Raw genomic sequence first — 24,424 nt, 5'->3', positions numbered from 1 at the left:
TCTTCTGGAGTTAGGGCATCTTTATTTGCTACTACTGTTTTGTCCGCTGGTTTAACTACGTCGTTTCCTGCATTTGGTTTAGTTGCATCAGTTTCTGATCTGAATAAATCTTCCACTGGGATTGTTGCAGTAGTTCCATCTTTTAGTGTAACTGTCGCATTACCATTTTCGTCAAATTTAACAGATTTAGTCTCAGGGTTTAATTCTCTTAATTTCTCCTCTGCTTTAGCTTGATCATCTGGATCATTTCCTTCACCAACAATCTTATCTGCTGGTTTCACAATATTAGAGTTACCTGCTCCTGCTTTTTCTGTATCTTCTTTAGTTCTTACTAATTCTGATACTGGAATTGCCGAAGTTCTACCTTCTGGAGTAGACACAGAAACAGTTCCATTTTCATCTATTGTTACTATAGCATCTGGATTTACCTCTTCAACTTTAGCAACAATCTTAGCTTTCTCTTCGTCAGTTAAGTTCGATGGATCTTTTACGATAACTTTATCAAGTGGTTTGTTAATGTCATTTCCACCTTTACCGTTATCTAACTGGTCCTCAGTTTTCACTAATTTGGTTGGTATAATTATTCCTTTATCACCATTTTCTGTAGTTACTTCAATATTTCCATCTTTGTTATATTTAACTTCTTTGGCTGTTGGATTAACTTTTTTAACTTCTTCTAAGAGTTTAGCTTTTTCTTCATCAGATAACTGGGTTGGATCTTTCACTAGAACCTTATCAACCGGTCTATTTATACCCCCAATTGATCTAATCGCTTTTTTATCCGCTTCTTCTATTACATTAACATCAACTACACTGCTTACTGCATCGATTGCTTCTTTAGCTTTTTCTGCAACTTTATCTACTTTAGCTTTTAATACTTCTTTAGCTTTAGGAGAGAAATCGGTACGAGCATCGATTTCTGCTTTTTTAGCTTTTGCTTCTTCGTCGATTGCTTTACGAGCATTTGGTTTATCTTCAACTACTGGAAGAGCTTTTTCAATTTCTGATACACCTGTTTCTTTTGCAGTATTTACCTCTGCATCTGTTTTAGCATCATCTATTGCTTGTTTTGCTTGTTCTGCAGCATCATTAGCTTTTTGAATTGCTTCTGCTTTTTCCTCATCAGTTGCATCAAGTGTGTTTTCAATCGCTTTTAATTGCTCTGCTAGTTTTTCATCAATTGCTTTTTTCGCTGCTGGCTTAGCTTTCGCTTCTGGGTTAATTGCTTTAACTTCTGATACTCCTGCAGTTTCTGCTTCTTTTACTGCTGCATCTGTTGTTGCTTTATCTACATTTTCTTTTGCTTTGTCAGCTGCTGCTTTCGCTTCTGCTTTCGCTGCTGTTTTTTCTTCGTCTGTTAAGTCAGTACGAGCATCGATTTCCGCTTCTTTAGCTTTTAATGCTTCGTCAATTGCTTTTTTCGCTGCTGGCTTAGCTTTCGCTTCTGGATTCACAGCTTTAACTTCTGAAACTCCAGTATTTTTAGCTGCATCTACCGCTTGTTGTGCTGCTGTTGCTTTATCTTCAGAATCAGCAATAGCTGGTTGGGCATTAATCGCATCTGTTGCTGCTTTTGCTTTAGCTTGTGCTTCTTTCTTAGCTGCGTCTTTTTCTTCTTGTGTTAAGTCTGTACGAGCATCGATTTCTGCTTCTTTTTTAGCTAGTTCATCTGCCACTGCTTGTTTAGCTTGTTCTTTAGCAATTGGGTATACTGATGTTACATCTGCTACACCCTTATCTTCTGCATTATTAACAAGTTTTTGAGCTGCTGCCGCTGCATCTGCTGTTTCTGCGTTATCAGGTTGAGCATCAACTTTTGCAAGTTCTGCATCTGCTAATTTCTTAGCTTCTGCTTTTGCTGCATCTTTCTCAGCTTGAGTTAAATCAGCGCGATCATCAATTTCTTTATTTTTAGCTGTTAATGCATTCGCAATAGCTTCTTTTGCATTTTCTTTTGCGATTGGGTTAACTTTACCGAATTCTGTAGTTCCAGTATTTTTCGCTGTATCTACAGCTGCATCTGTCGTTGCTGCATCAATTGCTTTTGTTGCATCTTCTGCCGCTTTATTAATTTTAGCGATAGCTGCATCTTTTTCTGCTTGGCTCAAGTTTTTATCTGCATTAATAGCATCTGCTTTTGCTTTACGCGCTGCTTCTACATCCGCTTTAGCTGCATCTTTTTTCGCTACTACTGGGTTATCCGCTGCGATTGCATCAGTTCCTGCTGTTTGAGCTTTATCAAGAGCATCTTTTGTTGTAACTTCAGGTTTCGCTATTTCATCAAGAGCTTTTTTCTTATCAGCATTTACTTTGTCAATTGCAGCTTGTTTTTCTTCATCAGTAGCATTTGGAGTTTTATTAATAGCATCAATTTGCTTCTCAGCTGCTTTATTAATCTCATCGATAGCTGGTTGTTTGTCTAAAGTTACAAACTCTGATAATGGTCTTGTGTCTTTTGAACCGTCTGTGTATGTTACTACAAGATTTCCTTGGTCATCTTTTGTTACTGAGGCAATCTTAGTCTTAGCATCTTCAGCATCTACAGTTTTACCTTTTTTGTCAGCTAAGTTAGCATCATCATTGTTATTAGAGTACTCAATTTGTAGTTTTTCTTTGATTTTCTCTAATTCTGCTTCTGTTACGTTAGCTGGATCTGTTACAGCAACTTTTTCTGTTGGAGCTGCAATGTCATATTTAGATGTTTGGTTTTTAACGATGAACTGAACATATCCTGGTTTTTGTTGACGTACTGCATTATCAGTTGAAGCATCATAGTTTGCACCTGTCATCGATTTGGCACCATCACTATCTTTAGCTTCAATAAAACTTGTCCATTGGTTTGGAGCTTTAAGAGTTGTAACACCTGTCATCTTGATAGTTGCTGTTCTCTTATCAGCAGATACTGTTCCTTCTCCGTTTGTAACGGCACCGTTATCAATCTTACCTGTTGTGAATCCGTACGCTGCAGCATTATCATTTCCAACATCACCTGGTCCACGTAGGTACAAGTCTTTAACTGTTGTTTCGTCTTTACCTGTGAATGTTAAATCTGTGTTTTCTCTTGTGTAAACGTAGATTTGACGTTTGTCAGCATTTGAGTATGGAAGTTCTACTGTTGGTACTGGGTTAGTGCGTGCTACATCTGCAACTGCAGTAGTATCTACTGACTCGTCATTATACGTAACAGTAACTATTCCGTTGGCAACAGCGACTTCTTTCACTACTGTAGATCTATCTGCTAAGACTTCTCCTTTTTTAGAAGCTAGTCGAGCATCTTCTGTTGTTGCTTTATCAGAATATTGAATCTTAATTTTCTCTTTGATTTTGTTAATATCAGTTGGAGTTAAGTTGTTGATATCTGCAACAGCAACTTTATTCTCCTCTGCTACTGGTTGAATATCATATTTATATGTTTGAGACTTAACAACTAAGTTGAAATAACCAGGAGCTGATGGCTTGCTACCTCCAGGCAGTTTAGCCCCAGTAGAATCTTCAAGTTCTAGATATCTTGCTCCTAATACTGCTCGCTGATCTTCAGTTTTTTTGTAAGGTTCAAGTCCTTTAAACTTGTCATTTGGTTTACCAGTGATTTTAATTGTTACTGGACCTTGAGTTTCAGTTAGTGTTTGATGATAACTCCAACCAAAATCATCTATTTCAACTTCTTCTTCTGGAGGATTATATGAGCTTTGACCTTTCGCATAAGCTATCGCTGCTTTACTTTTCGAACTTAGTGTGAACTGACCACTTCCAGCTTTAACTGTTGCTCTTTTGATTTTTCCGGCTGTTGAGTTAACTGTAATATTGACATCTGCGTCTTCTTCATTATAAAGGTAAATTTCTTTTCCATTAGAATACTCCATAGAATAAGTAAAATTACCTTGAGTTTCAGTTGTCTCCGCTCTAAAAGCATTCTCTTTATCCATCGCTTTACCGTTGCGTTCGTCTTTTGAACCGGTATTTTCGATTGAATTAGATTCTGGTTTTTTCTCAGTGTTTTCTGCTTTTTTACCTACAGTTTCTTTGCCTTCAGTTGTATCTACTGCTGGAGTTTCTTTTTTCTCTACAGGTTTGTTTTTTAATTTAGAGTTAGCTGTAGTGACAAGTTTGCTGTAAGCTGTTTTTAGTTCAGCTTGAGTAGTTGCGTTCGCTAATGTAGCTTTTGCAGATTCTAGTTCAGCTTTTAATACTGCAACACTTTCTTCCGTTTTGTTATCGTAAGAACCGTTAGAAAGTTTTGTTTCAATTTCTGAAATGTAGCTTTCAAGTTGCTTTTTGTCCAAAGCTGGAGTTGCTGGCTGAGCAGTAACTGTGTCTCCAGGTTGGATTTGATCCGCTTGAACAGATACAGCTCCATTACCTAAGAACATGAAGAGAGCAGCAACCGCTACACTAGCCGCCCCAAAACTATATTTACGGATCGAGTAACGCGTGACCTTTTCACGGTGCAGACGTTCAACACGACTCATGGGATTTTTGTGTTCCATTTTTTTCTCCTTTTTTGGAATTAGTTGATTTAGCTTCTACATAATAAAATTTATTACTTAAAACGAATAAGCGATATTCTCTTATGCATGTAGAAACCTACACTTGTATTCTACTCTATTTTCAATATATATGCAAACTTTTATGCAAACTTTTTAACTTTAAAATTTCGCCAAAAAAATATTTTGAGCATACAAACTTTGTAACTTCAAAGTTTCTCCCCCCCAAAAAAAAATATTTTGAGAAAGTAGGTAATTTTCAGATAGTTTGATTTTGCATTTTTTTACTCTTATATATATATTTAACCACAATATTATACTGTTGTATTTTAGTGCGATTTATACTTAATTGCAGAAGATTTTACATATATATAATTAGAATCAGAGTAAGTTTAAAAACAAGCATTGACTATTAGCCAAAAATAAAACATGCTATCTAATTTGATAACATGTCCCCATTCTCATTTATAGTAAAGCCTCAAACTCAGCAACGGTCATGCCCAATTGCTCACTTGCAACCTCAGCTATCAAAAGATGCTTACGAACCATATCTAGGAAGGCAAGACGGGAATGTTGCTTCCCTCCAAAATGGTTACATTTTTGGCTGGTAAGTCCAGCATATCGCGGATAAATTGACAAGTAATTTCTGGATTGCTGAAAATTTTCTTAGCTACCAAATCATTGGTTGGGCTGATGCCCGGATGTCTTAAAGTCATCCATTTCCTCCTCTTATTATACCACAGTTTTAAATCTAATTTTACTAGATTCGATGGTTCTATCTATTTATTCGGAAAGGAAATGGATTGTGAAGATGTTTTATCTCGTTTCAACTAAAATATGAGCTTGATCAATCAGCTGTCCATCAACAGTCAGATTCAGATAGAAATCCAAGGTCTTATCAGCAGCAAAATACAGGGTTGGTATGGTCAAATCTTTTTTGCTTTCCCCATCTTGAAACGCAAGGACTTGAATCTCGTCCTGATAGGCGACACCATGCACACCAGTCCCCGGTTGAATCGAAATCTTAGCCTCCAAAGGAGTACTACTTTCGCTACGTTCAATCCCAAAATGAAGAATCTCTCCCTTTGTCACAGCTAGACTTTTTTCTGCAAATGCTAGTCCTTGAATAACTTCTGTTTTTGATAAGCTAGGAGTTTTATAGAGGGAAATCTTGGTCAATACAGGCATATATTGTGCCTCTGTAATCATCACACACACCTTCTGTGCCTCTACTAGCGGACCTCGCAGGAGACGCTTATGACCAACTGTAAAGCCCATGCCAAATTCCTGCCAGACACCATCCACCTCTACTTGCACATGAAAAGCAGCGATTCGTTGCCCTAGCTTCAAATCTTCTCTTAACTCAATTACATCAAAAGTTTTAGGTGACCCTAAGTCGAGTTCTAAATGGATTGGCAAGTCTGCATCGCTTGCCCAAGAGCTGGTCTCCAGTCCATCTGTCAGATGATGACAGGCAAAGTCTTCTGATAGAGCCGGACCAGATACCTTGCTTCCCCGAGCCAAATCTTCTTTATAGAGCTCATTGCGATAAGCCGCAAATTCATAAAGGCGTTCAATATCCTTTGCATCAAATAGCCCATCTTGATTCGGCGGAATATTGAGCAAGAGTGGAGTTCCCCGGCCCACCGAGTGAAAGTAGATTTCGACCAATTCCTCAAGAGACTTGGGATCCTGATCCTCATGGTAAAACCAACCCGGCCGAAGGGAAACATCTGCCTCACCGATTGAAAAAATCGTGCCTGAGGAATCTCCGTGCTGAAGATAGTCCAGCTCTGCTTCTGTTCCTAGTTTGTCAGGATTCACCTTTTGCCACAGTGGATCACCTGCATACCCTCGTTCATTGCCAATCCAGCGGATACTGGTTCCTTCTGTTGAAAAAATCAAGCAATCGCCCTGCAGTTCACGAATGGTTTCAAACCAAGTCTCAAACTCATAATTGACCTTTTGAGCGCCCTCTCCTCTGGCACCATCCATCCAGACCTCAGCAAATTTCCCTCCATTTCCATAGTTAGAACTTGATAAGATTTCCTCCAGCTGTGCCAGATAATAGGCATTGTAGTCTGCTTCTCGGTCCACATGATAGAGGGGACTATGGGCATCCCAAGGAGATAAATAAACTCCCATATCCATGTCAAACTCAGTTGCAGCTTGGGAAACTTCAAGGAGCAAGTCCCCCGCTCCTTTCCTCCAAGGACTAGCCTTGACCGAATAGTCTGTATGTGCTGTCGGGTAGAGGACAAAACCATCATGGTGCTTGACCACCAAAATCAGTTTTTTAAAACCTGTTTCTTTGAGCACTCGAACCCACTCACGCGCATCCAACTTGGTCGGATTAAAGCGCTCAGGCTCCTCCTGACCTGTTCCCCATTCTTGGTCATAAAAGGTATTAGGACCGAAGTGGATAAAGGCTGCTAGCTCATCTCCCAGATAAGCTAGCTGGGCCTGACTTGGTAATGGTCCATGCGGTTTTATTTTTGTCATCATCTCATATCTCTTTCTCTGATTATTTCTCTTGTTCCCAAAGTTATCCACAGGTTGTGGATAAGAAAACCTGCCTAAAAATTAGCTTTCCCAAACTCCAGCTCTTAGACTTTGAAACTATCACCCTTAGGCAGCCTGCTCAAATCCCCACTGCGATACGATTTCTACTAGAAAACTAGCTCGTTACTAGTTGCCGATACTATTCTCAAGATAGCTCTAGGTTACTAACTGAATGTCCTGCTCTCCCCAGACTTATCCACAACTTGTGAATAACCCATTCTTCCTAGTTGTTACCTCGTTGACTATAACAAAAAATCTAGGTAGCGTCAATAAGACAAGGCTATCTTCCTAAATACTCAGAAAAGATTCTATAATTTGTACAATATACATTTTACACTTTCCGTAAGAAAGGCTTTTCAGATAGATTTCATATAATTTACCATTATTCTTTCAATTACAACCTCAGCCAAATCCCTTATTAATTCTATGCATGAAAGTAATTTTTTCATCTCAAATCATAAAATTTAATATAAAATTTTAAAAATTTTTCTATTCGTATTATTGTATGTATATCCATTTTATCTTTGTTTTCTATCCCTTACTGCATATTAACATAAAACACTATAAAAACCATATTTTATCGAAATTTTCTCTATATTTTCGTCCTTGACAAGTATTATTGTTTGTGTTATAACGAACATGTAAGCGGTATCAAAAAGGTATCAAAGCAAAATTTTAAAGGAGGAAACCACATGTCTTCACATCCAATTCAGGTATTCTCAGAAATTGGGAAACTGAAAAAAGTTATGTTGCATCGTCCGGGCAAAGAGTTGGAAAACTTAATGCCGGACCACCTCGAGAGGCTACTCTTTGATGACATCCCATTTTTAGCGGACGCCCAGAGTGAGCACGACGCTTTTGCTCAGGCACTTCGTGACGAAGGAGTCGAAGTCCTTTACCTAGAGCAACTGGCTGCTGAATCATTGACTACTCCAGAAATCCGAAATCAATTCATCGAGGAATATTTAGACGAAGCCAACATCCGTGGCCGTCAAACTAAGATTGCAATTCGCAAGCTCCTCCAAGACATAGAAGACAATCTCGAATTGATCGAAAAAACCATGGCAGGGGTTCAAAAAACAGAACTCCCTGAAATCCCTGAATCAGCAAAAGGATTAACCGACTTAGTTGAGTCAGATTATCCATTTGCTATCGATCCTATGCCCAACCTCTACTTCACTCGCGATCCGTTTGCCACAATTGGGCATGCTGTATCGCTCAACCATATGTATGCCGACACCCGTAACCGCGAGACCCTCTACGGTAAATACATCTTTAAATACCACCCAGTTTACGGTGGACTTGATTTGATCTACAATCGCGAAGAAACGACACGCATCGAAGGAGGCGATGAACTTGTTCTCTCTAAAGATGTCCTAGCTGTAGGGATTTCTCAACGGACGGATGCTGCATCTATAGAAAAACTACTTGTTAACATCTTCAAGAAAAATGTTGGCTTCAAAAAAGTATTGGCCTTTGAATTTTCAAACAGCCGTAAGTTCATGCACTTGGATACTGTCTTTACTATGGTGGACTACGATAAATTTACTATCCACCCAGAAATCCAAGGAAACCTCCGAGTCTTCTCTGTGACCTATGAAAATGAAGAATTGCAAATCGTTGAAGAAAAAGGCGATCTAGCAGAACTCCTTGCCCAAAACCTCGGCGTTGAAAAGGTAACCCTCATCCCATGCGGGGACGGAAACATCGTTGCTGCTGCTCGTGAACAATGGAATGACGGTTCTAACACCCTTGCAATCGCACCAGGTGTGGTAGTCGTTTATGAACGCAATACCGTTACCAATAAGAAACTGGAAGAATACGGTCTTCGCCTCATTAAGATTCGCGGAAGGGAATTGGTACGCGGCCGTGGTGGACCTCGTTGCATGTCTATGCCGTTTGAACGCGAAGAAATTTGACTTCCTCATCCTTCTGATAGATAGACAGATTATACTTGGCCAAGTCCCTTAGGACGAAGTATTAGAAAGAGGTTATCATGACACATTCCCTATTTCAAGGACGTAGTTTTCTAGCAGAAAAAGATTTTAGCCGAGCAGAGCTCGAATACCTTATCGGTCTTTCAGCTCACTTGAAAGACCTCAAAAAACGCAATATCGAACACCGCTATCTAGCAGGCAAAAACATTGCTCTCTTGTTTGAAAAGACTTCTACTAGAACCCGGGCTGCTTTTACAACAGCAGCCATTGACCTAGGTGCACATCCTGAATACCTAGGTGCCAACGATATCCAACTTGGCAAGAAAGAATCAACTGAAGATACCGCTAAAGTTCTCGGACGCATGTTTGACGGAATTGAATTTCGTGGTTTTAGTCAGGATATGGTGGAAGAACTGGCTCAGTATTCTGGCGTTCCTGTTTGGAACGGCTTGACTGACAAATGGCACCCAACTCAAATGTTGGCCGACTACCTCACAGTACAAGAAAACTTTGGTCATCTAGAAGGATTGACCTTGGTCTACTGTGGAGATGGTCGTAACAACGTTGCCAATAGTCTCCTTGTGACGGGAGCGATTCTCGGAGTCAACGTACATGTCTTCTCTCCAAAAGAACTCTTCCCTGACCAATCTGTCGTAGAATTGGCAAAAGGATATGCAAAAGAAAGCGGCGCCCACATCCTGATTACAGAAGATGCTGATGAGGCTGTCAAAGGAGCTGACGTCCTCTACACTGACGTTTGGGTATCTATGGGTGAAGAAGACAAATTTGCTGAGCGGGTTGCCCTACTCAAACCTTACCAAGTCAACATGGAGTTGGTGAAGAAAGCTGGAAATGACAAGTTGATTTTCCTTCACTGCTTGCCAGCCTTCCACGATACCAATACCATTTACGGTAAACAAGTAGCTGAAAAATTTGGCGTAGAAGAAATGGAAGTAACGGACGAAGTCTTCCGCAGTCAATACGCACGACAATTTGATCAAGCAGAAAATCGGATGCATACCATCAAAGCTGTCATGGTAGCGACTCTTGGAAATCTCTATATTCCCAAAGTCTAACATTTAGTAACCAAGCACCTTAGGGACTCTGGCTAGTAAGCATTACAATCCATATTTCTAGAAATAAGAAGTTCGTTTAATCAATTGCCACCTCTAAACAAACCTTCCTATTATCCTTTTATCACTAGTCTAGTCCCTTTGGTGGTTTAACCCATTCTTATCCATTTTTGAACTCCCTTCGTCCAGATTGCCTCAATGCATCTACCTCTCACCTCATCAGAATAGTGCTTGCTCCAAGTATCCAATCTTGGTCTTGCTTTCAATCTTTTCTTTGAGGTCTGATAGGTTTGTATCTTAGTGAAAGGAGAGATCATGTCTCATCGGAAAATCGTCGTCGCCTTAGGCGGAAATGCCATCCTCTCCACAGATCCCTCTGCCCAGGCTCAGGAAGCTGCTCTGGTAGAAACAGCTCGTTATCTGGTCAAACTGATTCAAAACGGGGATGAACTCATCATCACCCATGGCAACGGCCCTCAGGTTGGAAATCTCCTGCTCCAACACTTGAAGGCTAATTCTGAAAAAAACCCTGCCTTTCCACTGGATTCTCTAGTCGCTATGACCGAGGGCAGTATCGGTTTTTGGCTCCAAAACGCCTTGGAAAATGCCCTAGTAGACGCTAACATCGAAAAGAGCGTCGCCTCTGTAGTCACTCAAGTCATCGTCGACAAGGACGACCCGGCATTCGCCTATCCAAGCAAACCAATCGGTCCTTTCTATAGCGAAGAAGAAGCAAAAGCAGAAAGTGAAAAGACAGGTGCTACCTTTAAGGAAGATGCTGGTCGGGGATGGCGTAAGGTAGTCGCTTCACCTAAACCAATTGGCATCAAAGAAATCAACAGCATCCGTACTTTACTCAATGACGGACAAATCGTCATCGCTGCTGGTGGCGGAGGCATTCCTGTCATCGAAAATGAAAACGGTTACTTGGACGGTGTTGAAGCCGTTATAGACAAAGACTTTGCTTCTCAACTACTGGCAGAATTGGTTGAGGCAGATGTTTTTATCGTGCTCACTGGCGTAGACTACGTCTACATCAACTACAATAAACCAAATCAAGAAAGGCTGGAACGCGTTACCGTTAGTCAACTTCAAGAATACATCAAACAAGGACAATTTGCTCCAGGTAGCATGCTACCCAAGGTCGAAGCTGCCATTGACTTTGTCACCAACCACCCTGCTGGTAAGGCTGCTATCACCTCACTCAGCAATCTCGGTGCCCTGATTGAATCCGAAAGTGGAACAATTATTGTGAAAGACTAGTCGATTTTTAAACAAGCTTGATTAGGAGTACACAGGCAGACCAACATCATTCGTTTTATACTTTGTGACATAGTTTAGGAGGAAAAACAAATGAGTGAAAATACAAAAAAAAGGTTCCAAATGCCGTCATCTTATACTGTTTTGATCATTATCATTGCTATTATGGCAATCTTGACTTGGATCATCCCGGCAGGTAAGTATGATACAGACGAAGCAGGTAACCTCATTGCAGGTACCTATCAAACCGTTACCTCTAATCCCCAAGGGATTTACGATGTTTTAATGGCTCCGATTCGGGCTATGCTCGGTCACGAACCTACAAAAGCTGCTATTGACGTTGCCTTCTTTATCCTCATGGTTGGGGGATTCCTTGGCGTTGTCAATGCAACTGGCACACTAGATGTTGGTATCGCCTCTATTGTTAAGAAATACAAGGGACGCGAAAAAATGCTGATCCTCATCCTCATGCCCCTCTTTGCACTAGGAGGAACAACTTATGGTATGGGTGAAGAAACTATGGCATTTTACCCACTCCTCGTCCCTGTGATGATGGCTGTTGGTTTCGATAGCATTACTGCTGTTGCCATTATCCTACTCGGTTCTCAAGTTGGCTGTCTCGCCTCTACACTCAATCCATTCGCAACTGTTATCGCTTCTGATACGGCAGGCGTATCTTCTATGGACGGTGTCATTCTCCGGATTATTTTCTGGATTGTGATGACGGGTATGAGTACCTACTTCGTTTACCGCTATGCAGAAAAAATTCAAAAAGATCCTACAAAATCACTCGTTTATTCTCAAAGAGAAGAAGACCTCAAACATTTCAAAGTCACTGACAATGATGATGCTCCATCTGTCTTGAGCAAGAAACAAAAACATGTACTTGCCTTGTTCATCTTGACCTTTATCATCATGATCGCCAGCTTTATCCCTTGGTTAGACTTGCATATCACCTTGTTTGAAGATATGAAGAACTGGTTGATCGGTCTTCCTGTTGTCGGTGGAGTGATCGGTTCATCTGCTCAACCTTTTGGTAGTTGGTACTTCCCTGAAGGAGCTATGCTCTTTGCCGTCATGGGGATCCTCATCGGTATCGTATACGGCCTCAAGGAAAGTAAAATCATCTCTACCTTTATGAATGGTGCAGCAGATCTTCTCACAGTAGCTTTGATTTGTGCGGTAGCCCGTGGTATCCAAGTTATCATGAATGACGGTATGATTACTGCGACGATCCTTCACTGGGGCGAAGTCGGCCTTCAAGGTCTCTCACCTCAAGTTTTTATCGTCTTGACCTACCTCTTCTACCTCCCTATGTCCTTCCTTATCCCATCTTCATCAGGTTTAGCTAGTGCTACAATGGGTATCATGGCACCACTCGGTGAGTTTGTCAATGTCAAGGCAAGCCTCATCATCACTGCCTACCAATCTGCATCTGGTGTACTTAACCTCATCACTCCTACTTCTGGTATTGTGATGGGAGCTCTCGCACTTGGTCGTATCAGCTTAGGAACTTGGTGGAAATTTGTTGCGAAACTCATTATCACTATCGTGATTGTGAGCATGCTTCTGCTTATCCTAGGCACCTTCCTGCCATTCCTATAAAATAGTGCGAGGTAAAACGAATGACCGTCTACATCACTGATTCTATTAAACAAAGCTTTGTAAAGAGCCTACAAACCTTGATTTCTTATCCATCTGTCCTTCACGAAGGGGAGCAGGGGACACCTTTTGGACAAGCTATTCAAGACGTCCTAGAAAAGACGCTGGAAATCTGCCATGAACTTGGCTTTCGAACCTATATTGATCCCAAAGGCTATTATGGTTATGCCGAGGTTGGTGAGGGTGAGCTCCTTGCCATCCTCTGTCACTTGGATGTTGTACCTGCAGGAGATCTATCAGATTGGCAGACGCCACCATTTGAAGCAAGCATTAAAGAAGGAATCCTCTACGGAAGAGGGGCACAGGACGATAAAGGTCCTTCACTGGCAGCTCTCTACGCAGTGAAAAGCTTGCTTGACCAAGGCATCCAATTTCAGAAGCGCGTGCGTTTTATCTTTGGTACGGATGAAGAAACCCTTTGGAGATGTATGGCACGCTACAATGCCCTCGAAGAAACAGCTAGTATGGGATTCGCCCCTGATTCGTCATTTCCTTTGACATATGCTGAAAAGGGGCTCCTTCAAGTCAAGCTTCATGGCCCCGGCTCTGATCAACTCAAACTCGATATCGGAGGTGCCTTTAATGTCGTACCAGACAAGGCAAGTTACCAAGGTCCTCTTTATGAAGCGGTTTGTAGAGGTTTAACAGAAGCTGGTTATGATTACCAAACTGCAGACCAAACAGTGACTGTTATCGGTTTGCCCAAACATGCCAAAGACGCTAGTCAGGGTATAAATGCCGTCATTCGACTAGCCAGTGTACTCGCAAACCTTCACTCACATCCTACTCTCCATTTTCTAAGCGACAAAGCCGGGCAGGACGGCAAAGGACTGAATATATTTGGAGAGGTCGCTGATGAACCGTCCGGTTCCCTTTCCTTTAATGTTGCGGGCTTGACTATCAATCCCGATCGCTCCGAGATTCGGATCGATATACGTATACCTGTGCTAGCAGATAAGGAGAAACTGGTGGCACAGCTCACTCAGTGCACCAAAGACTACCAACTTGACTACCAAGAATTTGACTATCTAGCACCCCTCTATGTCGCAAGAGATAGCCAACTTGTTACTACCCTTATGCAAGTCTACCAAGAAAAAACCGGAGATAAAACTCCTCCTCTCTCATCAGGTGGTGCTACCTTTGCCCGCACCATGCCAAACTGTGTAGCCTTTGGCGCTCTTTTTCCAGGAGCACAACAAACTGAACATCAGGCAAATGAAGCAGCTGTCCTAGACGATCTTTATCGCGCTATGGACATCTACGCAGAGGCGGTTTACCGTCTCGCAACCTAACCAGATAAAGTTTCTACCAAAAAATCCCGCAGATTTGCGGGATTTTTTTTTACATCAATGCGCCAACATTTCTTGGGCGATTTCTTGACCAGATAGCTTATCTGGATAGTAGGTTGGCCAGTTATCCATCTCCTCAAAGAGAGCTTCTTGACTGGTGCCCCCAAAGAAGATATGGAAATGTGCGGCCTTGACTGGGGCGATATTGTGGTCGCTAAACTGAACATACTTGAATTGTCCAGCATCTGCATCGGTCGCTTCAAAGAGGAAGCGCACCCCACGATTGCCTTTCTTATAAGTCAAGATTTTCTTGCCGACATACTTGTAAGTGAATTTCTTAATTTGTCCACCTTGAACAAACTCCATGGTATTGTCCGTGATGTTGATCTTAGTCACATCTGTCTGATAGCCTTTTCTATAGTAGGCCTTGTACTCATCCATTGTCATCTTGCCAGTCAACTTAGCCTTGTAATCAAAAACTTGATCGAAGGTCCCATCCTCAAGGAAAGGATAAACTGATTGCCAGTTTCCTGCATAGTCACTCAAGGCGCGGTCCTTGACATCTGCGTCCTCAAAGTAACCGTTATGAACTGTCTTGGTGTTTTCTTCCTTCTCTGGCTCAATTTCCGGTCCTTCTTGATCTGTTGTCTGCTTGAGAGCCTTGAGGTTTTTCTCCATGATAGAGATATAGTCCTCACCAGCCTTGGTTGCTTCTTCTGTCAGACTTTCTAGCGGATTGAGCACATCTAGTTTGACACCCGTTTCTTTGGAAAGGGTATTGGCAAGGGCTTGAGAGGCATTCTCTTCAAAGTAGATATAAGAAATCTTGTTTTTCTTGATATACTCTGTCAACTCTGCTAAACGAGCTGCTGATGGTTCTGCGTCTGGTGAAAGACCTGAGATTGATACTTGCTTGAGACCGTAGTCCAAAGCCAAGTATCGGAAGGCTGCGTGCTGGGTCACGAAACTTTTTTGTTTAGCTTGAGACAAGCCATCTGTATAGGACTTGTCCAAGGCTTGTAACTTTTCAATATAGGCAGCGGCATTCTTTTCAAAAACCTCTTTTTTATCAGGATAATCTGCTGACAAACTATCACGGATATGCTCTACCAGTTTGATAGCACGTGCTGGTGAGAGCCATACATGGGGATCGTAGTCATGATGGTGACCTTCATCACCATGATCATGACCTTCCTCTTCTTCCTCACCTCCTGGTAGGAGCAGCATATTGCCTGTCGCCTTGATAGTCTTGACTTTTTTCTTATCCAAAGACTCTAGCAATTTAGGAACCCAGGTCTCCATGTTTTCATTTTCATAGACAAAGGCATCTGCGTCTTGGATTTTGGCAACTGCCTTGGCGGAAGGTTCGTAGTCGTGGGGTTCTGTCCCAGCACCGATTAGAAGTTCTACATTTGCGGTATCTCCCGCGACTTGCTTGGTAAATTCGTAGACAGGGTAAAAGGTTGTCACGATATTTAATTTCCCATCTGCCTGTTTTTGATTGGAACAAGCCACTAAAAACAGAGCACATAGACTAACCAGTAGTAAGCTAATTTTTTTCATTTTCACCTCCTATTTGATATAACGCTTGAGTAGACTGACTAACAAAAAGACAGCTACAAAGATAATGGTGATACTTGCACTAGCAGGAGTCTCCGCATAATAGGAGATGTAAAGCCCCGCTACCATTCCCAAAAAGCCAATCGCACTAGCCAGTAACATAACAGATTTAAAGTTTTTCCCTAGACGAAGGGCAATACTAGCTGGCAAGACCATAATGGTCGACACCAGAAGAGCTCCCGCAGCTGGAATCATGAGGGCAATAGCCACCCCTGTTACCATGTTAAAGAGGATAGACATAGTGCGGACAGGTAGCCCATCTACAAAAGCCGTGTCCTCATCAAAGGTCAAGATGTACATAGGACGTAAGAACAAGAAAGTCAAGAGCAAAACAACTGCAGCAATGACAAAGAGGGCAAGGACCTGCTCTTCACTGATAGTCACAATCGAACCAAAGAGGTATTGATCCAGACTCATGGAACTCGAACTTTTCCCCTTACTCATCACGATAAGGGAGACTGCAAGCCCTGTCGACATGAGGATGGCAGTCCCGATTTCCATAAAGTTCTTGTAAACCGTACGGAGATACTCCAGAAAGACCGCAGCTATCAAGACAATGACAATGGTCGAAATAGTTGGAGAAATCCCCAAGACCAGACCAAAGGCAACCCCTGACAAGGAAACGTGACTGAGAGTATCACTCATCAAACTCTGACGACGTAAAATAAGGAAGGTCCCAAGAACTGGTGAAAAGAGGCTCATGGCAATGACAGCCAAGAAGGCCCGCTGCATGAAGTCATATGATAACAAACTAAGCATGGTCCACCTCCTGGTCACTCTCGTGAACGTTAAAACAACGCCAAGGCGAGTCTTGGTTACGCACTAGATGGATATTGCGATCCGCATAGGCCTTGACCTCTTCAGGGTCGTGCGTAATCATCAAAACGGCCTTGCCATGATGGTGGGCACTGTGGTGCATGAGTTCGTAAAATTCATTTTTGCTCCCCGCATCCATCCCTGTCGTCGGCTCATCCAAGACAAAGATATCTGGGTCAGAAGCAAACATCCGTGCAATAACCGCCCGTTGCTTTTGCCCACCAGAGAGGGAACCAATCCGTTTATTACGGTGTTCCCACATACCAACTGAGTCTAGACTAGCCTTAATATGCTCCTCGTCGTGGGCATTCAAACGACGGAACCAGCCCTTTCGCGGATAGCGACCCGACTTGACAAATTCATAAACTGTACTTGGAAAACCAGCATTAAAACTGGCAATCTGCTGGGGAAGATAAGCTATCCTAAGCTTTTTCCCATGAGTGTTTGTCTTTGAGATGGTTACCTTGCCAAATCTTGGCTGCAAGATGCCTAGACTAGCCTTGATCAGCGTCGTCTTGGCAGCCCCATTTTCACCAGTCAGGGTGACAAACTCCCCACTATCAACACTGTAGTTGATGTGCTCGAGGACAGGTTCTTTGTCATAATAGAAAGACAAGTCCTCTACTGTAATATACCGCATTATTTGATTTCTCCTACTAAAGCAGTTAAAAACCGCTGGATGACTTCTTGTTCATTTGGAGTAAACTGATTTGCTACTTGTTCATAGGCTGAGAGCGTGTGTTCATGATGATGGTGGTGTTCTGCCGCTACTGGTCGAGCTAGCTCTGTCAGTTGATAAAAAATCACACGCGCATCCTTGGGATCTCTGGATGTCTCTAACATGCCCTCTTTGACCAAAGACTTGATAGCCTTGGTCACTGCCGCCTGACTGACATTGAGACGACGAGCCAACTCCGAGTTGGTTAAGGATTCTTCTGACAGGAGCATGAGGATATGTTCCTGAGTATTGGTCAAGGCTACATCACTGGTGCAATGCCCGATCAGAATTTCATGCTGGTTCTCAGATCTCAAGATCACCTCATTTAAAAAGTTATCAATTTCCTGTGCAAGCTGTCTCATGTGTTACTCCTTCCCTAGCTATCTTTTCCGTAAAAAAACTTAGATAGCCACAGATTCTTTACTGGTTAATTATATCATAAACCAAAAAAGAGTCAAGGGAAAAAGGCGTAAAAACGTTTCCCTAGACTCTTCTAGATGTGAAATTTAACCTATTTTAGCTTTGGTTTTCGGCTCGATAAGATACCTGCCAGACCAGCTACCATTCCCATCAAGAGCAAGAAGATGGATTGTTCACTTCCTGTATTTGGAAGAGCTTTTTCTGAGACAACTGCCTTCTTGCTAAATTGACCTGCCACCTCATAAGTAAGTGGTACATTTGTAGTCGCATCGCTAGCAGCTGCATTCGTTTGAGGCGTTTCTACTGGTAGACTAAAGTTTTTAGAATCCACAGAAATCGTCCGTGAGTTCGGATTGATCTTTTCATACTGGGTCAAATCAGCAGTTTTCAGATACTCTTCAAAGGCTGCATCCATAGAAGGACCTTCTTCACGCGCACCACCCAACATCGTGTAGCCATCGCCACCCGCAGCTAGAAAATCATTGGTTGCAAGATAATAGGTTTTTGCGAGGTCTAAGAGATCATAACGACCAGTCGCGCGGTTTTTGACCTGGATGGCCAAGACACGTTTACCTGATGGTAGATTGGTATCATAGTAAACCTTCACACCTGAAACTTGCAAGAAGCCACCACTTGGTTCTAGCAATGGTTGCCCGTTCTCATCCAAGACCTTCTTGCCATCCTTATCGACCTGCAAGATAGAGCCGAGTGACTTTTCAAACATATCCAATACTTGTTGCCCAGTCACTTGGATCTGTGAGATGGTATTTCCAAATGGAAGAACGGCAATGACATTTCCTTTCGTAATCGGTTTGCCTTTTGCAATAGTTTCACGCAAGCCACCACCATTTGTCACAGCGATGTCAGTCGGATGGCTAAATCCTGTTTGACCATACTGATAGAGGGAGTCCGCTACGACGTTTCCGAGGTTGGTTTCACGAACCCGAACATTTTCACGATCTCCGTTGAGTTCTACAGGGCTGTTTGAAACGACTTCAACAGCATTTTCAGCATCGTATTTTTGTTTAATGTCTTTGACTAGTTTTTCAACTGTTGGATTAGCTGGTAATTTTTTAGCATCAGCAGCCGGAATCTGAGTTGGATTGCCCAAAAGCTGACGTGATTTGTAGGTGATTTTTCCTACATTATGAAGGTAGCTTCCTGTCTGGTTATAGGTAACATTGTCTCCATAAGTCGTTGATTCTACTGTATGAGAGTGACCGTCGATTACTGTTACGCGTTTCCCTTTCAAACGAGGATTTTTAGACAAGGCTTCTGCCAAAGTTGAACCACGCCATTCGACTGGAGTTGTAGTATCCACACCCAAGTGAGCCAGCACAACATAATGTTTGTAGTCCTTACCTTCTGCACGAGCCTTGGCTTGAACTTCTTCGATGACCTTATTGACTTCAGAGATTGGATCTGTAAAAGTTACTCCTTTGACATTTTTAGGGTGAGTTTTGGTAGCTGTTTCAGGTGTTGTCACGCCGATTACAACAAACTCATCACCTTCCACAGTCTTATCTTTATCAACGATTGTAGAAGCTTCAAAGAGACGGGCACCATTGACGTAGGTGTTTGAGCTAAGTAATGGGAATTTCAAGATTTCCTTGTATTTTTTAGCTTCGTCCAAACCAAAGTCAAACTCATGGTTTCCTACTGCCATGGCATCATACTGCATCTGATTGAGAATTTCGGCGCGTGCTTCACCCTTTGTAGAGTTGGAAATCGGTAAACCTTGGAAGGCGTCTCCAGCATCTACGACGAGAGTCGTTTGATTTGATTTCGCGCGTTCCTGCTCGATGACAGTCGCTAGCTTGGCATCTCCAATAACTCCCTTTTCCTCTACGATACGACCGTGGACATCATTGGTGTGCAAGATAACGGTATCTTTTTCTTCGCTTTTAGGAGATTCAACAGGAGCTTCCTTTACTTCCGCCGATTCAGCAGTTATGGGAGTTGCCGCCTCAGTTGTTGGAGCTACAGGAGTTTCTGAAGTTGCTGGATTTGCTACAACTGCAGGGCTTTCTGCAGGGGCAGTTGCTTCTTCAGCATAGACTTGTCCAGCTAAGAAGGCTGGAGCTAACAGGGCTGTCGACAAGACAGGTAACAAAGAACGTTTGTTCATTTTAAAATCCCTTTCTTTTCTTCTTTTCTATTACATTATACGCTATTTCTGAAAAAAATTAAACTTTTGACCTATTTCTCTCTCAAATATTCGCTATTTAACAAAAAAACCTGAACTAAAAAGTTCAAGCTTTTTCTTGATTTATTGGAAATCTTTGATCTTTCCATCATAGGTCGCCCAGTCCTTACTGAAGAAGCGGTCATTCATTTTATAGTCTGGAGCTGGGGTCGGATCCGTTAAGAAGGGATTGACAACCTTATCAAAAGCCAGCCAACCCAACCAACCAATGTGAATCGTATCCTTGACAAAGTAGGGATCTCCACCTTTTTTAGAAAAGTCAGCAATGTTGGTGAAACCTTGACTTTCTAACTGGTAACGAATTTTTTCAACAGCATGTTGGTACATTTCCTCGCTGAGCCCTGTATGGGTCATCCATTTTTTATTGACAGGCTGGATCACAAAAAGGACATTGACCTTTGATTTGGCAAATTGATTGAGAACCAACTGCAAATCATTGTATTCAGACGACTTGAGGAAATTGTAATTTTTTTGATAGCCCTTATACTTCTCGAGGTAGTCTTTCACCTGGGTCTTATAAAATTGATTTTCAATTCCCATATCGTTGTTATTGGTATTGGCTTCTGCATCCTTTCGAGCAATTTTTTCTAACTCTTCATAAGAAAATTGATCCGGAAGATCTTTTAAATAGTTCTCCACATGTTCCTTGTACTTGAGTTTTCCTCGAATGGAAAATTGTCCAAATAGCGAAGCCTGACGCTCATTAAAACGTGCAAAAGCCTTGATAATAGCATGGTCGATCTCTGATAATTCCTCACCCTTTGACAGCTTCTCAACGATACCCTTCATAGAGACTCCTGGATTTTGCTTTAAGAGACGTTTAGCCGCATGTTTGGCTGCAATCTCTCCCGATTGATTTTCTAGAAAGGCTGTCAACTGATCGTTGTTAAAGTAGTTTTGGAAGAAGGCTGGCTCATAGTCCTCCTCTGTAAACCACTGAGGGGAAATCACAAATACTGCCTGTTTTTCCTCGATTTCTGGTAAGATTTGCTGCATACCGAAATACTGGTTAAGCGAGGCCGCTCCTGCTTGTCCCAAAAAATAGGGCCGGTAGGGGCGACTATATTTCTCCGCCAAGACCGCAGGATGCATGCTATCAAAACGAATCCACTCACTTGAGCCAAAAAAGGGAATAAAGCGCATATTGGGTTCCGTAAAGGCTCTCACTTTTTGGCTTCTCTCTTTAAAGCTCTCCGAACTAATCGCTGCTGCAGAATATTTTTCTTCCATCAAATTATGACTCGGATTGTTTGGATAGAAAAAGATCAGTAAGAAAACAAGAAAACTAGCAAGAAGCAGAGGGCCAAAGATTAACCACAAACGCTTAAGCATTCTGCAACTCCCTAATGCCTGCTACGATTTTATTGGCTGTATTCCAGTCCTCGCGACCGAACTCCGTCACTGGGACACGAATGTCAAAACGATTTTCAATCTCAACAATCAATTCAACCGTTCCCATGCTATCCAAGACGCCTGCATCAAAGAGGTCCTCATCCATCATGTCAGAAACATCTTCCATAAACAACTCATCAATAATTTCGATAACTTCTGATTTGATATCCATATTTTATTTCCTTTTATTTTTTAAACCACAAATCATTCAAGAATCCAGAAAAGATCAAGAATGAAAACATGACGACATGGAAGGTGACAACCATGCCAAGCAACTGAATCCAGCGATTCTCAGGTAAAGCAGCCTTCCCAGCTTTTTTGCGTTCTTTATTGAGTGCTTTTTTCTTGCGAACCCAAGCGTCATTGATGACCAGTCCAATCCCATGAAAGAGTCCGTAGGCGATGTAGTACCAGGTCACTCCGTGCCAAAATCCCATAATCAGCATATTTACAATATAGGCAACACTTGAAGTCACATTGCGATTCTTAAAGACCTTCTTTCTAGTCAACACCATCACCATTCGCATAAAGACAAAGTCACGGAACCAGAAAGACAGACTCATATGCCAACGATTCCAAAACTCCTTTAAATCCCTTGATAAAAAAGGCTTGTTAAAGTTAATCGGACTACGAATCCCCATCAAGTTTGAAATGGCTAAGGCAAACATAGAATAGCCAGCAAAGTCAAAGAACAATTCCAAACCAAAGGTATACATGACTGCTAGGGCATAATGGTTAAAGAAGCCACCAGTCTGCAGGGCCAAATTTTTCAGTGGAGGCAATAATGTCTCTCCTAAAATGTGAGCCAAGATAAACTTATATAGAAAGCCAAGCATGATATACTTGACAGCCTCTTCCAGCATATCCATCAACTCATCCCGCTCAGGAATAGTCTGATAATTTTCATTGAAGCGTTTAAAACGATCAATGGGACCACTTGAGAAGGTCGGCATAAAGAGAAGAAAACGGATAAATTCCCACAAGGTGAAATCCTTAATCACCCCATCTCTCAGCTCGATGATCATCCCAACAGAACGAAAAGTCAAGTATGAGATTCCCAAAAAGCCAAGCAAGGACTGGGGAGCATGAATAGCAGGAGCTACTTTCACAAAGATAATCGGCAATAAAGATAAAAAGCTAACCAGATAAAAGACCCACTGGCTATCCCGCTTTTTTCTGTATCTTTTGTAGGAAAAAACAAGTAGCAATTGCCAAACGATATAAAGAAGGAGAGCACTGATTTGATCCGTCTTCCCACCTACCAACATGGCTAGGATAAAGAAAAGACTAACCAGTACCTCATACAAGGCAAAACGTTTCTTGAAAAAGAGGCCGATAAAGATGGGCAAGGTGGCACCGATGATATATAGAAAATACTGTGGATTCCCATAAGGTTCCAAATGAGGAAAATGTTTGAAAAATTCCATCATCGGCTGTTTACCTCGTTAATCAAGCCCTTGATGTCAATCTTACCATTAGGAGTCAGCGGTAGGCTGTCCCGATAAAGGAATTTAGACGGCATCATATAGGACATCATGATATCAGTCAAGTCTTCCTTGATAGCCTTGGTTATATCAATATCCCGTTCAAATTGCTGACGGATACCATCCTTTAGGATAACATAGGCCAGTAAATTCTGTACCTTATGGTCCTTGTTATAACGTGGGACAGCAACAGCCGACTCGATATAGCGAGACTTGTTGAGGTTTTGCGAGACATCTTCAAGCTCAATACGATAACCATTAAACTTAATTTGGAAGTCCATCCGTCCACCGTAGAGAAGCAAGCCCTCATCTGTCATGGTTCCTACATCTCCTGTGTGGTAAGCTGGAAGACCTTCGAACTCAAAAAAGGCTTCTGCTGTTTTTTCAGGATTGTTCATATAGCCTTTTGAAACAGCTGGTCCAGAAATGATGATTTCTCCCTGTTCACCATTGGGAACTTTATTGCCATCCTCGTCAATGATAAAGGTCGGAGAATCCGCCTTGGTATAGCCGATTGGTAGACGTTTGAGAGTCGCCAACATCTCATCTGTCACGGCAACTGCTGATAGGGCTACTGTCGCTTCTGTTGGACCGTAGGCATTGATGATACGAGCATGCGGGAAACGCTCACGCAGTTTTCGAGCTGTTTTGACCGTCAATTCTTCACCATCAAAGTAGAAATGCGTGATTTCAGGCATTTTCTCGCTATTAAAGTCTTCTGACAACATGGCCATATCTGCAAAGGAAGGCGTCGAAGTCCAGATAGCGATGGGCAAGGAAAAGATGGTCGCAAAGAGTTGCTTAAAGTCCTGTGTGATGGCAGACGGTAGAGCAAAGAGTGTTCCACCTAGTGCCAAGGTTGGCGCCCAGTACATAACAGATAGATCAAAAGAATAAGGCGGCTGGGCCAGCATTTGCGGACGACTCGGCGTCTCAAACTCTTTATCTGTAATCATCCAGTTGGTAAAGCTGAGGAGATTGTCATGGGAAATCTGCACTCCTTTTGGCTTACCAGTCGTCCCAGATGTAAAGATGATGTAGTAGTTGTCATCTCCTTTTACTGGATGCGTGATGGTATAGCTGGAACGTCGAGAAAAGGCTTCATGGACTTGCTCTAAATTCAGTGTTGGTATACTTGTCTGCTCTAATGGAAAATCTGAGATAGCAATAATCAAGCTCGGTTCTGCTACTTCTACGATAGCAGCTACCCGTTCTAAGGCTGAATGGCTATCGATGGGAATATAAGCATGACCTGACTTGGTCAGGGCCACAAAGGTAGCCAACATCTCATACTCCTGTCCGCCATAGACGACAACAGGAGATTTTTCTGGCAAATTCAACTGATCAATGGCTGCAGCCAAACTATCCGAATCAGCCTTCAGATCACCATAAGTATGCTCTTGCCCCAAAACATTGTAAACAGGATAACTAGCTTGTGTCTGAGCAAAGCGCTCAATCGTTTCAATCATATCAACTATGGGTTTATTTGACACAATAGGTT

The 24,424-nt window shown here is 42.1% G+C and carries 17 protein-coding genes; 5 read left to right on the top strand and 12 right to left on the bottom strand.

Going from position 1 to position 24,424, the window contains the following annotated elements; translation table 11 throughout:
* The 3 genes from HMPREF8571_RS03125 to HMPREF8571_RS03115 form a co-directional block, all read right to left on the bottom strand.
* A partial coding sequence (locus HMPREF8571_RS03125) for a DUF1542 domain-containing protein (RefSeq protein WP_000400393.1) occupies nt 1-4,487 on the bottom strand: 4,487 nt, incomplete at its 3' end.
* A 548-nt stretch (nt 4,488-5,035) separates the two neighbouring features.
* Nucleotides 5,036-5,200, bottom strand: a complete 165-nt coding sequence (locus HMPREF8571_RS11390) for a hypothetical protein (RefSeq protein ID WP_000175248.1) — start codon at nt 5,198-5,200, stop codon at nt 5,036-5,038.
* Nucleotides 5,201-5,300: 100 nt separating this feature from the next.
* Nucleotides 5,301-6,986, bottom strand: a complete 1,686-nt coding sequence (locus HMPREF8571_RS03115; protein ID WP_025168422.1) for an alpha-L-fucosidase — start codon at nt 6,984-6,986, stop codon at nt 5,301-5,303.
* A 752-nt stretch (nt 6,987-7,738) separates the two neighbouring features.
* Here HMPREF8571_RS03115 and arcA point away from each other — a divergent pair.
* The 5 genes from arcA (at nt 7,739) to HMPREF8571_RS03090 (ending at nt 14,270) form a co-directional block, all read left to right on the top strand.
* Nucleotides 7,739-8,965, top strand: coding sequence for an arginine deiminase (gene arcA, locus HMPREF8571_RS03110; RefSeq protein WP_000094628.1), 1,227 nt, complete (start codon nt 7,739-7,741; stop codon nt 8,963-8,965).
* 77 nt (nt 8,966-9,042) lie between these two features.
* A complete protein-coding gene (argF, locus tag HMPREF8571_RS03105; RefSeq protein ID WP_000149750.1) occupies nt 9,043-10,059 on the top strand; it encodes an ornithine carbamoyltransferase in 1,017 nt (338 codons plus the stop codon).
* Between the two features lie 312 nt (nt 10,060-10,371).
* A complete protein-coding gene (arcC, locus tag HMPREF8571_RS03100) occupies nt 10,372-11,319 on the top strand; it encodes a carbamate kinase (RefSeq protein WP_000019630.1) in 948 nt (315 codons plus the stop codon).
* A 90-nt stretch (nt 11,320-11,409) separates the two neighbouring features.
* Nucleotides 11,410-12,921, top strand: coding sequence for a YfcC family protein (locus HMPREF8571_RS03095; RefSeq protein ID WP_001293917.1), 1,512 nt, complete (start codon nt 11,410-11,412; stop codon nt 12,919-12,921).
* 20 nt (nt 12,922-12,941) lie between these two features.
* Entirely contained in the window at nt 12,942-14,270 is a 1,329-nt protein-coding gene (locus tag HMPREF8571_RS03090; RefSeq protein ID WP_000219481.1) for a dipeptidase, read from the top strand.
* Nucleotides 14,271-14,324: 54 nt separating this feature from the next.
* On the opposite strand, the gene HMPREF8571_RS03085 is transcribed toward HMPREF8571_RS03090, so the two are convergent.
* The 9 genes from HMPREF8571_RS03085 to dltA form a co-directional block, all read right to left on the bottom strand.
* Complete coding sequence (locus tag HMPREF8571_RS03085; RefSeq protein WP_000724118.1) at nt 14,325-15,830, bottom strand: zinc ABC transporter substrate-binding protein AdcA; 1,506 nt, start codon at nt 15,828-15,830, stop codon at nt 14,325-14,327.
* A 9-nt stretch (nt 15,831-15,839) separates the two neighbouring features.
* Nucleotides 15,840-16,646, bottom strand: a complete 807-nt coding sequence (locus HMPREF8571_RS03080) for a metal ABC transporter permease (protein WP_000950034.1) — start codon at nt 16,644-16,646, stop codon at nt 15,840-15,842.
* Entirely contained in the window at nt 16,639-17,343 is a 705-nt protein-coding gene (locus tag HMPREF8571_RS03075) for a metal ABC transporter ATP-binding protein (protein WP_001269485.1), read from the bottom strand. The genes HMPREF8571_RS03080 and HMPREF8571_RS03075 overlap by 8 nt, the downstream gene beginning before the upstream one ends.
* The gene (gene adcR, locus HMPREF8571_RS03070) at nt 17,343-17,783 is read right to left on the bottom strand and encodes a zinc-dependent transcriptional regulator AdcR (protein ID WP_001249325.1); all 441 of its coding nucleotides are present in this window, start codon (nt 17,781-17,783) and stop codon (nt 17,343-17,345) included. Before adcR ends, HMPREF8571_RS03075 begins: the two co-directional genes overlap by 1 nt.
* A 149-nt stretch (nt 17,784-17,932) precedes the next feature.
* Nucleotides 17,933-19,969 (bottom strand): cell surface ecto-5'-nucleotidase Nt5e, encoded by a 2,037-nt coding sequence (gene nt5e / locus HMPREF8571_RS03065; RefSeq protein ID WP_001042693.1) that lies wholly within the window; start codon nt 19,967-19,969, stop codon nt 17,933-17,935.
* A 141-nt stretch (nt 19,970-20,110) separates the two neighbouring features.
* Complete coding sequence (gene dltD / locus HMPREF8571_RS03060) at nt 20,111-21,379, bottom strand: D-alanyl-lipoteichoic acid biosynthesis protein DltD (RefSeq protein WP_000919846.1); 1,269 nt, start codon at nt 21,377-21,379, stop codon at nt 20,111-20,113.
* The gene (gene dltC / locus HMPREF8571_RS03055) at nt 21,372-21,611 is read right to left on the bottom strand and encodes a D-alanine--poly(phosphoribitol) ligase subunit DltC (RefSeq protein ID WP_000351974.1); all 240 of its coding nucleotides are present in this window, start codon (nt 21,609-21,611) and stop codon (nt 21,372-21,374) included. Before dltC ends, dltD begins: the two co-directional genes overlap by 8 nt.
* Before the next feature lie 13 nt (nt 21,612-21,624).
* Nucleotides 21,625-22,869, bottom strand: coding sequence for a D-alanyl-lipoteichoic acid biosynthesis protein DltB (gene dltB / locus HMPREF8571_RS03050; RefSeq protein WP_000969712.1), 1,245 nt, complete (start codon nt 22,867-22,869; stop codon nt 21,625-21,627).
* Nucleotides 22,866-24,416 (bottom strand): D-alanine--poly(phosphoribitol) ligase subunit DltA, encoded by a 1,551-nt coding sequence (gene dltA, locus HMPREF8571_RS03045; RefSeq protein ID WP_004239669.1) that lies wholly within the window; start codon nt 24,414-24,416, stop codon nt 22,866-22,868. The genes dltB and dltA overlap by 4 nt, the downstream gene beginning before the upstream one ends.
* Nucleotides 24,417-24,424: the final 8 nt, after the last annotated feature.

Source organism: Streptococcus mitis ATCC 6249, from assembly GCF_000146585.1.
GTDB lineage: Bacteria > Bacillota > Bacilli > Lactobacillales > Streptococcaceae > Streptococcus > Streptococcus mitis_AZ.
The sequence above is the reverse complement of the archived record's forward strand: the minus strand, read 5'-3'. Positions and strand labels throughout refer to the sequence as shown.

Bases quoted from the DNA above. Each gene is read 5' to 3' on its own strand.
- dltC (WP_000351974.1), bottom strand. From the start codon at position 21,611: ATGGATATCAAATCAGAAGTTATCGAAATTATTGATGAGTTGTTTATG.
- HMPREF8571_RS03115 (WP_025168422.1), bottom strand. From the start codon at position 6,986: ATGACAAAAATAAAACCGCATGGACCATTACCAAGTCAGGCCCAGCTA.
- dltD (WP_000919846.1), bottom strand. From the start codon at position 21,379: ATGCTTAAGCGTTTGTGGTTAATCTTTGGCCCTCTGCTTCTTGCTAGT.
- argF (WP_000149750.1), top strand. From the start codon at position 9,043: ATGACACATTCCCTATTTCAAGGACGTAGTTTTCTAGCAGAAAAAGAT.
- HMPREF8571_RS03080 (WP_000950034.1), bottom strand. From the start codon at position 16,646: ATGCTTAGTTTGTTATCATATGACTTCATGCAGCGGGCCTTCTTGGCT.
- arcA (WP_000094628.1), top strand. From the start codon at position 7,739: ATGTCTTCACATCCAATTCAGGTATTCTCAGAAATTGGGAAACTGAAA.
- HMPREF8571_RS03095 (WP_001293917.1), top strand. From the start codon at position 11,410: ATGAGTGAAAATACAAAAAAAAGGTTCCAAATGCCGTCATCTTATACT.
- HMPREF8571_RS03090 (WP_000219481.1), top strand. From the start codon at position 12,942: ATGACCGTCTACATCACTGATTCTATTAAACAAAGCTTTGTAAAGAGC.
- arcC (WP_000019630.1), top strand. From the start codon at position 10,372: ATGTCTCATCGGAAAATCGTCGTCGCCTTAGGCGGAAATGCCATCCTC.
- dltB (WP_000969712.1), bottom strand. From the start codon at position 22,869: ATGATGGAATTTTTCAAACATTTTCCTCATTTGGAACCTTATGGGAAT.
- HMPREF8571_RS03075 (WP_001269485.1), bottom strand. From the start codon at position 17,343: ATGCGGTATATTACAGTAGAGGACTTGTCTTTCTATTATGACAAAGAA.
- HMPREF8571_RS11390 (WP_000175248.1), bottom strand. From the start codon at position 5,200: ATGACTTTAAGACATCCGGGCATCAGCCCAACCAATGATTTGGTAGCT.
- HMPREF8571_RS03085 (WP_000724118.1), bottom strand. From the start codon at position 15,830: ATGAAAAAAATTAGCTTACTACTGGTTAGTCTATGTGCTCTGTTTTTA.
- adcR (WP_001249325.1), bottom strand. From the start codon at position 17,783: ATGAGACAGCTTGCACAGGAAATTGATAACTTTTTAAATGAGGTGATC.
- nt5e (WP_001042693.1), bottom strand. From the start codon at position 19,969: ATGAACAAACGTTCTTTGTTACCTGTCTTGTCGACAGCCCTGTTAGCT.